This is a genomic window from Rhodopila sp. (genome assembly GCF_965276935.1).
In the GTDB taxonomy this organism is placed as follows: Bacteria; Pseudomonadota; Alphaproteobacteria; order Acetobacterales; family Acetobacteraceae; genus Rhodopila.
In genome coordinates, this window is sequence record NZ_CBDIBS010000004.1 from 2,218,192 (window position 1) to 2,231,092 (window position 12,901).

Genomic DNA, 12,901 nt, shown 5'->3' on the forward strand with positions numbered 1-12,901 from the left:
CACCGGTCCGCTATTCGGTGGATGTCGGGGATCTTGCATCCGTGTTATCAACCGGGCGAAGCAACGTGGCCACCTGGATCATCGCCGGGATGGTTCGCCGTTGCCTGCTGCGCCGCTAAAAGGGTTAGCTTGTGGATATATCCGACGGACACTCACCGGGGTCACTCGGCGGCAACCGCGCGCCGATAACGGTTGCCCGGTCGAATGCGAGTGGCGGCGGCAGCGGCGCTGGCATGTCGTCCGCCGCGGCTGCCCCCGGCAGCGGGCCGATCCATCCGCGGCTGCTCGCGTTGATGATGGCGGCCCGCTATTACGGTCTGGAACTCGATCCCGCCGATTTCCGGCCCGGTCCGAACGAAACCGCGCCCACCGCCGCGGCCCTGTCGAAATGGGCCCAGGATACCGGCATGTGGTCACGCGCGCTTCGCCTGCGCTGGCGGCATCTGTTCTCCGTCACCGGCGCCGGCCCCGTCGTCCTGCTGTTCAACGACGGGTCCGCCGGCCTGCTGACCGGCTCCAACGCCGAAACCAGGATCGTCTTCATCCGTGATCCGCGCGCGCCGGAAGCCGAACCGCCGATCCCGGTCGACGAGATGCGCCTCGCCGAGGTCTGGAGCGGTGATGCCGTCCTGCTGCGGGCGGACCGCAGCCAGTCCGAGGCCGACCCGCCCTTCACCCTGCGCTGGCTGACCAGCCTGGTGATGCAGGAAGGCAAGCACCTCCGCGACCTGCTGATCGCCTCGTTCTCCATCAGCATCCTGACCATCGTGCCGCCGCTGATCGTCATGCAGGTGGTCGACCGGGTGCTGTCCCACCACAGCTACTCGACGCTGTTCCTGATCTCCAGTTTCGTCCTCGTCCTGGTGCTGTATGAAACCTTGCTGGGCTACGCCCGCCGCCTGATCATCCTGGTGGTCGGCGTGCGTACCGACGCCAAGCTCAACCTGCATGTGTTCAACCGCTTGATCCGTCTGCCGCTGGACTACTTCGAGCGCCACCCGGCCGGCGAGACGATGTATCGCGTGACCCAGGTCAACGCGGTGCGCCAGTTCATCACCGGCAAGCTGATGACCACCCTGCTGGACATGATCACGCTGGCGGTCCTGCTGCCGTTCCTGTTCTACCTCAACGCCACCCTGGCATGGATCGTGCTGGTCTGCGCCACATCGATCATGCTGATCATCCTGGCCTTCCTGCGGCCGCTCCGACTGATCTACAGCAGGGTGATCGCCGCCGAGACGATGAAGTCCGCCGTGCTGGGTGAGACGATCTTCGGCATCAAGACCGTCAAGTCGCTGGCGCTGGAGCCGCAGCGCAAGGCGCTGTGGGACGAGAAGGTCGCCGAGGTCGGCAAGTGGCGCATGGAACTCGGCAAGCTGTCCAACTGGCCGCAGACCCTCGTCACGCCGATCGAACGGTTCATGTGGATGGGCGTCATCCTGGTGAACGCCTACCTGGCGCTGTCGGACGAGAGCGGCACCTATCAGATGGGCAGCATGATCGCGTTCATGATGCTGGCCCAGCGCGTCAGCACGCCGCTGGTCAGCCTGGCACGCCTGGTGGAGGAATGGGAGGAGGTCGCCGGCTCGATGATGCAGGCCGGCGAGGTGCTCAACCGGCCGCTCGAGATCGATGCCGCGTCCGGCGGGCTGCGACCGAAATTCGCCGGCGCGGTCAGCTTCGACGACGTCACCTTCACCTATGCCGGCACCAAGCTGCCCGCGCTCGACCGCATCAGCTTCTCAGTTCCAGCCGGCACCATGCTCGGCCTGGTCGGCCGCTCGGGTTCCGGCAAATCCACCGTCACCCGCCTGTTGCAGGGCATCAACCGGGAATATTCCGGCTTCCTCAAGATCGACGGCGCCGACCTGCGGGAAATCAACCTGCGCCACCTGCGGTCCAGCTTCGGCGTCGTGCTGCAGGAGAACTTCCTGTTCCGCGGCTCGATCCGCGACAATATCCTCGCCGGCCGTCCGGGCCTCACGCTCGATGACGCGATCCGGGCCGCCCGTCTCGCCGGCGCCGAGGAATTCATTGAGCGGATGCCGAACGGCTATGAAACCTATATCGAGGAAGGCTCGCCCAACCTGTCCGGCGGCCAGCGCCAGCGCCTGGCAATTGCCCGCGCGCTAATCACCGACCCGCGCATCCTGATATTGGATGAGGCGACCAGCGCGCTCGATCCGGAATCGGAGGCGCTGGTGAACGCCAACCTGGCGCGTATCGCCCGCGGCCGGACAATGTTCATCGTCTCGCACCGGCTGTCCTCCCTGGTCGATTGCGACCTGATCCTGGTGCTCGAGCGGGGCCGGCTGATGGATATCGGCCCGCATGCCGCGCTGCTGGAGCGTTGCGCCATCTACCGCACGCTCTGGAACCAGCAAAACCGCCATCTCAACAAAGAAGGTTCAGGTCATGCAGCTCTTGCTCCGACCCTCCTCCAAGGCGATTAGTACGGCGGCGGCTGACCGGCACGATCCGACCTTGCCGGCCATCCTAGAGTATCAGTCGCCCTCCAGCGCGATCATCAACATGCCGATGCCGCGGATCGCGCGCGGCTTCACGATGACCATCACCAGTATGATCCTGGCGCTGATCGTCCTCGCCGCCGTCATCAAGGTCGACCAGGTCGTCACCGCCAGCGGCGTGGTTGTCTCCCGCGCGCCCACCGTAGTGGTGCAGCCGCTGGAGACATCGATCGTTCGCTCGATCGACGTGTCGGTCGGCGACGTCGTGCATGCCGGCCAGGTGCTGGCCCGCCTCGATCCCACCTTCGCCGCCGCCGACCTCGGCGCGCTGGTCGCGCAGGTCGCCGCGCTTCAGGCTCAGGTCTCCCGCATGCAGGCCGAGATGGCCAACCGCCCGTTTACCTACACCGGCCTGGAACCCAACCTGGCGTTCCAGGCCGCCGTCTATGCCCAGCGCCAGTCGGAATTCAACTTCAAGATGGAGAACTACCGGCAGAAGGCGGACAGCCTGGCCGCCACCCTGGCCCGCTCCCGCGCCGACGAGGTCAGCTATGCCGACCGGCTGAACTACGCCAAGACGCTGGAGCAGATGCGGCGCGACCTTGAGCATATGAACGTCGGTTCAAAGCTGAACACCCTGTCGGCGATGGACAGCCGAGCCGAGATGCAACGCAATCTGGATGCCGCGCGGGAGACCTCGGCCGGTGCCCAACGAGACCTCGCGGCGCTGATCGCCGAACGCAACGGCTACGTGCAGAGCTGGCATGCCGATGTGGCGGAGAAGCTGACCGATGCCCTCGCCAAGCTGTCCGATGCCCGAGAAAACCTGAACAAGGCGCAGCTCCGCCGCCAGCTCGTCGAGCTGCGCGCGGAACGCGATGCCACCGTGCTGACGGTCGGCAAGGTGTCGGTTGGCTCCGTGCTGACCGCGGGCCAGCAGTTCATCACCCTGGTGCCGTCCGACGCGCCGCTGGAAGTCGAGGCCAATATCGCCGGCAAGGACGATGGACATGTCCATGTCGGCGATCCCGTCGATATCAAGTTCGATACGTTCCAGTACTCGCAATACGGTCTGGCGCACGGCGTTGTCCGCCTGGTCAGCGCCGACAGCTTCTCGGCGCAGGACGAGCAGCGCAACCCGACCGGCGCCGCACCGATGCAGCAGACGATGGGCACGGTCTGGTATCGCTCCAGGATTACACTCGATGAGATCAACCTGCATGGCACACCGAAGAACTTCCATCTGGTTCCCGGCATGCCGATCGAGGCGGACATCCGGATCGGCAAGCAGACCGTGATGCACTACCTCCTCGGCAAGCTCGTGCCGCTGGCCACCGAAGGCATGCGGGAGCCGTGAAGGCTCCCCGCCAGCCGTAACCGGACCGAAACAGACCCCGGACGCAACAGACATGGCTCTTTTCACCAGGCTCATCGCGGGGTTCTCGCCGCAAGCTGCCTTGAGGCGGGCAATCCGGCTGCAGGAGGACGGCGACGTCAAGTCCGCCTTCCCGCTGCTGTCGAAGGCGGCGCGCTCCGCTCTGCCGGAAGCCGAGTTCCGCATCGGACGCTGCTACCTGGAAGGCGCCGGCGTCCCGCCCAGCCGATCCGAAGGCGTGCGCTGGGTCGAGCGTGCGGCGACCAGGGGCTATGTGGAGGCGCAGGCTCTGCTCGCGACACTCTGCCTGCACGGCATGGCGGCCGGCGAGTCCGAGGCCGGCCCCGCCGTCGGCAGTGGCCTGTTCAGCGGTCAGAGTCTAGGTGAACCCGATTTCGCCGCCGCCGCCAGATGGGCGCGTCTTGCGGCGGAGGGCGGCTCCGTCGAGGGGCAGGCGGTCCTTGGATATATCCTGACCGGCGGCCCGGAAGACTTGCGCAACCTGCAAGAAGGCGACGATTGGTACAAGAAATCCGCCGCCGGCGGGTGTCCGCAGGGCCAGCTTGGCTATGCCCTCGTCCTGGCCCGGGACGCCAACAACCCGGAGAACCAGGCGGAACTGCTGCGCCACCTGCGAGAGGCGGCGGACAAGGGCTTGGCAACCGCCTTGTACCTCTTCGGCATGGTCAATGAACGTGGCCTTGGCGTGCCGCAGGATCGCGCCGTCGCGGCGAATTGCTACCGCCAGGCGGCGATCAAGGGCCATCGCGGCGCCCAGGCCCGGTGGGGCTTCGCGCTCATGCAGGCCAACGGCGTCGAGGCGAACCCCGTGGAAGGCGAGTCCTGGCTCCGTCGCGCCGCGCTGGCCGGCGATGCGGAAGCCGCCGCGCTGGTCGGCGACATCTATGCCAAGGGCGGTAGCCTGCCGCCGAACTACGCCGAGGCGGCCATGTGGTTCAAGCGGGCGGCGGACGCCAACCATCGCGGCGCCGCCCGTGCCCTGGGTATGCTGCACCTGACCGGCGCCGGCGTGCCGCGCGATCAGCAGGAGGCCGCCAGGCTGTTCCGCGTCTCCGCCCAGGCGGGTGACACCAACGCCCATGTCGATCTCGGCAACCTGCTGCTGCGCGGCCATGGCGACGAGCAGGACCAGGTCCGCACGCGGGAATGGTTCGAACAGGCGGCGGCCTCCGGCGACCTGATCGCGGCGTTCAATTTCGGCGTCTGCCTGGCCGAGGGCGTCGGCATCGAGCGTGACGACCGCAAGGCCGCCGAATGGCTGCTGCGCGCCGCCGATGGCGTGGTCAACGCGCAATACTGGTACGGCCGCATGCTGGTGGAAGGTCGCGGCGTCGAAGCAAATCCCGAGGCAGGCCGCATCTGGATTACCAAGGCCGCCGATGCCGGCATGATCGACGCCCAGGTGATGCTCGCCGACATGATGCTGTCCGGACGCGGCGGGTCCAAGGATCATCCGGCTGCCCTCGTCCTGTTTCAGAAAGCCGCCGACCAGGGCCATGTCGGCGCCATGTTCGCCATCGGCGCGATGCATGGCGGTGGTCACGAGGTGGCGATGGACCGCGTCGTCGCTCAGCGCTGGTTCCAGTCCGCCGCCGAACGCGGCCATCCCTATGCCCAGATGATGCTGGGGCGCTACCTGTACCGCAACCTCGCCGGCGTGCAGGATACCGAGACCGCCCGCCGCTGGCTGGAACGTGCCCTCGCCCAGGGGATGCAGGACGCCAAGGCCGATCTCGCCGCGCTGCCGCCCGCGCGGGAGACGCTGCCGGAGACCACTCAAACAGCGGCGATTCAGGCCGCCGGCGACTGACCGGTGCGGCCGAGCGGCACCGGTGAACAATCCGTCGTCGCGCTCGCCCGCACTGCAGTGGCGCATGGCCATGCCGCACTGGCCGCCGGGCAGACCGGCCTCGCGCTGCGCTGGCTGGATCGCGCCCATCGGCTGGTGCCGGACGATCCGAATGTGATGTTGTCGCTGGCGAGCGCCTGCCTGGCGCAGCATCCCAGCCGAGCCGCCAGCCTGTTCCGCATCGTCGCGGAAAAGCACGATAACCGCCATGCCTGGTTCGGCGTCGCCGCGGCAACCCTGCGCAGCAGTGCGGCCGCCGCGGCCGCCGAACCGCTCGCCAGCGTGCTGGCTGGACATGCCTTCAGGCCGGATTTGGCGGCCCTCGCGGATCAGGTTGCCTGCGTTGCCGGCGCTCCGGGATGGTGCGGCCTGAGTTCCGGCGGCACGCTGGAAATTCATCCCGCGAGCCCGGCCAGGATCGAGATCCGTCTGGACGGCAAACCGCTTCGCGGCACCCGCCTGCCTGCCGGCTGGACAAGCAACCGCCGCATCGACGTGTCGATCGGCGGCCGACCCGCCTTGGGCAGCCCAATTCAGATCAGCCGAATCCGCCGCACCGTCGGTTGTGTGGAAGCCTGGCAGGGCGGCATCCGCGGCTGGGCCTGGCATCCTGGCGACCCGGACTCGCCCGTGGTGCTGACCGTGACGGGCCCGTCCGTTCGGCATCAGCGGACCGTCCACGCGAGCGCCGAGACCGTCGATATACCGGATACTGGACCGCTCGCCCGGCCGCGGCTCTTCAGCTTGACCGCCGACGCCCTGATGCAGGCCCAAGGAAACCCCAAGGGGAACGTCCAGGGGAAAGACAGCGGGAATACCAACGCGCTGATCCATGTCCGCGGCCCGGACGGCTGGGACCTGCTGGGCAGTCCGCTTGATCCCGCCGCCGAACCGGCAGCCCAGCGCGACGCGGCTCGCCTGCTCGCGCGGCTCTATCCTGCCCAACCGCGCACGGCAGCGGCCCGCGGCCGCATCGCCCTGTCAGGTCCCATGTTGCGCGCCAATGCGCCGGTTCCCGCCGAACCGGTTGGCGTGGATCGTCGCAAGCGTGAGGTCACCGTGGTGATCCCGGTGCACGACGGCGCGGCGGTCGTCACGGCGTGCCTGGCCAGCGTGCTCGCCGCTGCCGCTTCGGGTACACGCGTTCTCGTGGTGGATGACGGCTCATCGGATGCGGCACTGATCGCCACGCTGGATAACCTGGCGCGGCGCCGCGAGATCAGGCTGATCCGGCACACCCGTGCGCTGGGCTTTCCAGCCAGCGCCAACGCCGGGATCCTGGCGGCGGCCGGTCGCGACGTGGTGCTGCTGAACAGCGACACGCTGGTGCCGCAAGGAACATACCAGGCGGTGTCGCAGCCGAAGCCCCAACGCTGGCTGGATCGCCTGCGCGACGCGGCCTATAGCGCGCGCAACATCGGCACCGTGACGCCGCTCTCGAACGACGCCTCCATTCTCAGCTATCCCGGCAATACCGGCACCAATCCTCGTCCCGACCAGGCGACAACCGATCGGCTGGATCGCCTGGCTTGGCGCGCCAACGGCGGCGAGGTCGTCGATATTCCCGTCGGCGTGGGATTCTGCCTATACCTTCGCCGCGACTGCCTGAACGCGGTGGGACGCCTGCGTGCCGACCTCTTCGCCCAGGGCTACGGCGAGGAGAACGACTTCTGCCTGCGCGCGCGCCGGCTGGGCTGGCGCAATGTCGCGCTGGCCGGGCTGTTCGTCGGCCACCATGGCGGCACCAGCTTCGACACCAGCGCCAGCCATCTGCGCGCGCGCAACGCCCGCATCATCGAACGGCTGCATCCAGGGCACGACGCCCTAATCGCCCGCTTCATCGCGCAAGATCCCTTGGCGCCCGCCCGCCGACGCATCGATCTGGCCGCCTGGAGCGCCGGCGGGCGGGGCAGGGAACCCGCCGTCATCCTGATCACCCACAACGACGGCGGCGGCGTCGAGCGACGTATCGAACAAGCCAGACGCGACCATGCCGCCGCCGGGCGGCGCCCGATCGTGCTGCGCCCGGCGGCGCAGCCGGATGGCGGCCTCGCGATCGCTGTTCAAGACGGCACCGCGCGCGGTTTCCCGAACCTGATCTATGCCATGCCACGCGAACTGTCCGCCCTGCTCCGGTTGCTGCGCGCTGCCAGGCCGGCCTGTGTGGAGGTGCATCATGTCCTCGGCCATTCACCCGCGATCCATGATCTGGTGACCCGCCTCGGTGTGCCATACGACGTGCATGTCCACGACTACGCCTGGTTCTGTCCGCGCCTGTCGCTGCTGGGCGCGCATGATCGATACTGCGGCGAACCCGATCTGACGGACTGCGAGGCATGTGTCACCGACCTCGGCCATTTCTTGTCGGAGACCATCACGGTCGCCGCGCTGCGAACCCGTTCGGCACGCTTCCTGGCCGCGGCACGCGCTGTCGTTGCACCTTCCAACGATGCCGCCATCCGGATGCGGCGGCATTTCCCCGGCCTGTCGCCGGTGGCCATTCCGCATGAGGACGATGCCGCCATCCCGTGCGCTGGCCGGCGCACGCAACGCGACGGCCGGCTGCTGATATGCGTGGTCGGCGGCATTGGCGTGCACAAGGGCTATGACGTCCTGCTCGCCTGCGCGCGCGATGCGGTTCGGCGGGACCTGAACCTTGAATTCGTTGTTGTCGGCCACACGATCGACGATGAACGCCTGCTGGCGACTGGCCGCATCTTCGTTACCGGTCATTATCAGCCGGACGAGGCGGTTGCCCTGATCACCGCCCAGCATGCGCGCCTGGGTTTCGTGCCGTCGATCTGGCCGGAAACATGGTGCCTCAGTCTCGGCGACATCTGGCGGGCCGGCCTGCCGGCCGCGGCATTCGATATCGGCGCGCCGGCTGAGCGCATTCGTGCAACCGGAAGAGGTTTTCTGCTTCCATTAGGTCTATCTGCGGGTGCTATTAATAACGCATTGGTTGTAGCGGCCGGGGCGCCTCATCATGCATAACACCGCGAACGCGCTTCATCCCGCCCGCGACCCTGCCTGAGCCGTCGCATAAGCTGAACAATGCCCAGAACACCAAGAGGTCGAGACAATTCCATGTCCGAAGTCATGAGCGCCGAGGTGGCCGCCGCCAAGCCGGGACGGCCCAAGCGGAAGGCGGAAGATGCGCCCGCGTCCCCAGGTCGCGTCGCTGAACTACGTGTGTCAGCGCATTTGATGACGCTGGAGACAGGCCTTTACTGTGTGTTCCCGACACCGGGAAGCCCCGAGCCGGATCCGGCCACCGGGCTTCCCGGTGTCCGGGTAACGCCCGCACCCGGCATAGCCGGCCGGCCGGAGGCTGTCAGCGTCAGCACTTTCCGGGAAGACGGCTGGCTCAACGGCACCGCCGCGCTGGTGCGGGTGACCGACGGCGCCGCACAGATCCTCGTGTCGGTCTATCAGAATATCCGTCAGGGTGCCGATGCGGCGCCGCGCCTGCAGGTTCTGCGGCTGAGCAAGGAGCCAAACGGTGCCGCGTCCGAACCGCAGCCGGCGGCGCTCCGGCCTCCGCCGCCCGCCGACCATGCGCCGCCGGAAAACGACCCGGCGGCCAATCCGGAAATCATGGCCCACGTACAGCGCATGGGCGACGTCGGCGGCACCATCGGCGACTGGATCGGCGTCAAGGGCAGCAAGCAATGGATGGAAGGCTTTGGCCTCGCACCCCAGGGCCATATCTCGATGCAGGACATCGAATACCAGGCCGTGCTTGGCCGCAACTGGCTGTCACCCTGGGTCGAGGGTGGCAAATACTGCGGCAGCCGCGGCATGGCACTCCCGCTGCTCGGCCTCAAGGTCCGGCTGAAAGGCGAGGCGGCGACGGCGTTCACCTGCACCTATGCGGCGACCTTTGTCGATGGCACCGCCGTTGGACCGGTCAATGCCGGCGAATCCTGCGAGGCGGAAAGCCTGGCGCCGCTGGAAGCCTTCCAGATCATCATGCAACCGCATAACGCCGCGGTGAAGCTCGTGAAGGACCTGAAGAAGGCGGACGACAAGAAGCCAGTCCCAAGGCCGAAGCCAAAGCCGTCCACGAAGCTGGCCGCGCGCCGCTAGCACATCCGATGGGACGAGTGCCGAATGCGAACAGCGCCTGAAGCGGATTCCAGGCGCCTTCGGTTACCAGGATCATCGCGGTACGCTCCACGTCCGGATGGAAGCAACCGCGCTAGCCGGCGGATCGATCACGTGAGGAACCCAGCTTGAAGTTTCTGTTTGTCCATCAGAATTATCCCGGGCAGTTCCTGCACATCGTCCGCCATCTGGTCGCCATGCGGCGGCACGAGATCCTGTTCATCACCGAGCCGAACATGAACGAGATCGCCGGGGTACGCAAAATTCCCTATCTGCGTCCGGCACTGAACAACAAGGAAACCCATATCGCCGCGCGCGAACTGGATGACGGTGTCAGGCGGGCGGAGACCGTCTTCAAGGCAGCCTATGGCCTGAAGCATCTCGGCTTCAGGCCCGACATCATCATCGGCCACCATGGCTGGGGCGAGATGCTGAACCTGCGCGACGTCTGGCCGGACGTGCCGATGCTAGGCTACATGGAATTCTACTACCAGTTCAACGCCGCCGACGTGGGCTTCGATCCGGAATTCCCGCACGATCCACTCGACTACCCGCGGATCAGGGCGAAGAACGCCATCAACCACATCGCGCTGAACCTGGGCGGGGCGGGGCAGACCCCAACGCGATGGCAGTTGTCGACCTATCCGGACTGGGCGCGCAAGCGGATCGACGTGGTCTGGGAAGGCGTCAATCTGGACGCCTGCAGCCCGGATCCGCGAGCCCACAGAAAGCCGCTCAAGATCGGCGGCATGACGATCCGCCCGACCGACAAGCTGGTAACCTACGTCGCCCGCGACCTGGAGCCGTATCGCGGTTTCCACATCATGATGCGCGCACTGCCGCACCTGTTGCGGGCGCGTCAGGACATCAAGGTCGTCATGATCGGCGGCGATGGCGTCAGCTACGGCAGCGCGCCCCAGCAGGGCGGCACCTGGCGGGAGCAGATGCTGAAGGAACGCGGCGCCGAGATCGACCTGGACCGTGTCGTGTTTCCCGGCCGCGTCAGCTACGAGACCTACATCGCCACCCTCCGGCGATCCGACGCGCATGTCTATCTGACCTACCCCTTTGTCGCATCATGGTCGCTGCGCGAAGCGCTGGCGGTCGGCTGCCCGGTGCTCGGCAGCGACACCGAGCCGGTGCGCGAATTCATCACCCATAGCGATAACGGGTTGCTGGTTCCGTTCCTCGAGCCGGCGGCCATCGCCACGGCGGTGCTTGATTTGCTGGAGGACAAGGCGCTGTCCCGCAAGCTGCGCGGCAATGCGCGCCGATACGCCGAACAGCGGCTGGCGATGGAGGATTATCTCGCCGCCTATGACGCCACGATCGGACGGCTGACCGGAGAGAATCCCGCCTCCGCCGCCGTGGTGGCGGTGCCCAACCTACCGACATCTTTCGCCACCCTCAGGCGGCGCAAGGCCGCCTGAGCAGAAACCGGCATGCCGATGGCGGTCGGCATCATCGTCATTCATGCTGAGTGAAACATGCTCCAACTGGGCATCAGACGCTCATTTCATCTCGGCGATCGATGCCGTTTACAGCGGCTCCGATGCTAACGATTTCTTAACAAACGAGCGATATAAGGAAGCAACCAGTCCTCGGGAATTGCCTAAAAGTAAACACCAACGTCGGCCATGCCAAATCTTTCGATCATCTCCCATTTTTACAATCAGCCGCACCTTGTGCAGGAGCAAATCGCTTATTGGGAGACGCTCCCGGACGCCATTCTATCGCAGGTCGAGTTCATTCTGATCGACGATTGCTCGGAGCAGCCCCTGCTATACGGTCCTACCAGGATCGACTTGAAGGTATTCCGTATCGTTACACAAATTGCATGGAACCAGCCTGGTGCAAGGAACCTGGGCAGCTTTCATGCGCGCGCGGAATGGGCGCTGTTTTTCGACATCGATCAGCGATTTTATAGCGAACCTCTCGACGCTATTTTAAAGAATCTGGCTCATATGGACCCGATGACGATGTATAACTTGCGCAGCAAGAAATCTCGTCTGGGCGATCAGGATTGGTCCGACAGGCCTAATTCAGCCTCGGATCTCTGTTTCCATCTTAATACGTTTCTAGTCAACCTGCCCGCGTTCAAACTTCACGGCATGTACGACGAAGATTTTTCCGGTCATTACGGTTACGATGACACCTACATGCTCAATGTTTGGGCCAAACAAGGCGGCAAGCGCGTTCTATACAACGATCACGAATACTTTAACGAGGTGGGCATCGGGACGGCCGGCCTCGATCGCGATCTTGGCTACAACCTGTCATTGGCGGAAAACAAGGTCCGGGCGGGACTGCATAACTCCAGTGGCGTCTTGCGCTTTGCCTGGGAGCCGGTGCAACTCGTGACTGAACGACAGACACCCCTTGCGGACGCACATCGCGATCCGAACCCGACCTGCCGGGATCTCATGCGGCGGCTCCAGGGCACGGATATTTATGCCGGGTTCGTCCCCACTTTCGCCGAGGATCGGCAAGGCTGGAACAGCCAGCATCCGGCGTTCGATTGCATCGTCGCCGAAGTCCGCCCGAGCGTCATCATCGACGTCGGCGTGTGGAAGGGCGGATCAACCATCTATCTCGCTGAAGCACTCGAAAGGCACGCCGTCAAGGGAACTGTCATTGCCGTCGACACGTTCCTGGGCAGTCTCGAGCATACGGACATGGCATCGGATCTGGTCGATCTCATCCCCCGGCGCCATGGCACGCCGCTGTTGTACGAGCAGTTTATTACCAACGTGGTTCGATGCGGCGTGAGCGACCGCGTCGTCCCGCTCCGCCAGACATCAACGCTCGCTGCCAAGCTGCTACAGCGCATCGGTGTGCAGGCCGGCCTTATTCACATCGATGCTTCGCATGAGTATGACGATGTGCTGAAGGATGCCCGGGCCTACTGGAATATTCTCGCGCCAGGCGGTTATCTGGTGGGCGATGACTATCACCCGGTTTGGCCTGGGGTGATGCAGGCCGCCGATGAATTTTCCGCCGAAGTTGGTGTGTCGCTATCCATTCAAACGCCAAAATGGATCATCCAGAAGCCGCGTTGATTGTCGGGCGGCATGCCGCCCA

The 12,901-nt window shown here is 65.6% G+C and carries 7 protein-coding genes; all 7 read left to right on the top strand.

The genetic code is table 11. From position 1 onward, the window contains the following. The first annotated feature begins 233 nt into the window (after window positions 1-233). The 7 genes from ACQY4S_RS26645 to ACQY4S_RS26675 all read left to right on the top strand — a co-directional run bounded on the left by ACQY4S_RS26645 (window position 234) and on the right by ACQY4S_RS26675 (window position 12,879). Window positions 234-2,453 carry a peptidase domain-containing ABC transporter gene (locus ACQY4S_RS26645; RefSeq protein ID WP_428488508.1) on the top strand — a complete coding sequence of 740 codons (2,220 nt, stop codon included), beginning with the start codon at window positions 234-236 and terminating at the stop codon, window positions 2,451-2,453. Beyond that, window positions 2,416-3,825: an HlyD family type I secretion periplasmic adaptor subunit gene (locus ACQY4S_RS26650; protein WP_428488204.1), complete on the top strand. Its 1,410-nt coding sequence runs from the start codon at window positions 2,416-2,418 to the stop codon at window positions 3,823-3,825. Before ACQY4S_RS26645 ends, ACQY4S_RS26650 begins: the two co-directional genes overlap by 38 nt. Window positions 3,826-3,877: 52 nt before the next feature. Further along, window positions 3,878-5,674 (top strand): tetratricopeptide repeat protein, encoded by a 1,797-nt coding sequence (locus tag ACQY4S_RS26655; RefSeq protein WP_428488205.1) that lies wholly within the window; start codon window positions 3,878-3,880, stop codon window positions 5,672-5,674. Window positions 5,675-5,677: 3 nt separating this feature from the next. Continuing rightward, window positions 5,678-8,707, top strand: coding sequence for a glycosyltransferase (locus ACQY4S_RS26660; protein ID WP_428488206.1), 3,030 nt, complete (start codon window positions 5,678-5,680; stop codon window positions 8,705-8,707). 93 nt (window positions 8,708-8,800) lie between these two features. Further along, window positions 8,801-9,802 (top strand): hypothetical protein, encoded by a 1,002-nt coding sequence (locus ACQY4S_RS26665; RefSeq protein WP_428488207.1) that lies wholly within the window; start codon window positions 8,801-8,803, stop codon window positions 9,800-9,802. A gap of 146 nt (window positions 9,803-9,948) precedes the next feature. After that, window positions 9,949-11,250, top strand: coding sequence for a glycosyltransferase family 4 protein (locus ACQY4S_RS26670; RefSeq protein WP_428488208.1), 1,302 nt, complete (start codon window positions 9,949-9,951; stop codon window positions 11,248-11,250). A gap of 207 nt (window positions 11,251-11,457) precedes the next feature. Continuing rightward, a complete protein-coding gene (locus ACQY4S_RS26675; protein ID WP_428488209.1) occupies window positions 11,458-12,879 on the top strand; it encodes a CmcI family methyltransferase in 1,422 nt (473 codons plus the stop codon). Window positions 12,880-12,901 lie beyond the last annotated feature (22 nt).

Bases quoted from the DNA above. Each gene is read 5' to 3' on its own strand.
- ACQY4S_RS26645 (WP_428488508.1), top strand. From the start codon at position 234: ATGTCGTCCGCCGCGGCTGCCCCCGGCAGCGGGCCGATCCATCCGCGG.
- ACQY4S_RS26650 (WP_428488204.1), top strand. From the start codon at position 2,416: ATGCAGCTCTTGCTCCGACCCTCCTCCAAGGCGATTAGTACGGCGGCG.
- ACQY4S_RS26655 (WP_428488205.1), top strand. From the start codon at position 3,878: ATGGCTCTTTTCACCAGGCTCATCGCGGGGTTCTCGCCGCAAGCTGCC.
- ACQY4S_RS26665 (WP_428488207.1), top strand. From the start codon at position 8,801: ATGTCCGAAGTCATGAGCGCCGAGGTGGCCGCCGCCAAGCCGGGACGG.
- ACQY4S_RS26675 (WP_428488209.1), top strand. From the start codon at position 11,458: ATGCCAAATCTTTCGATCATCTCCCATTTTTACAATCAGCCGCACCTT.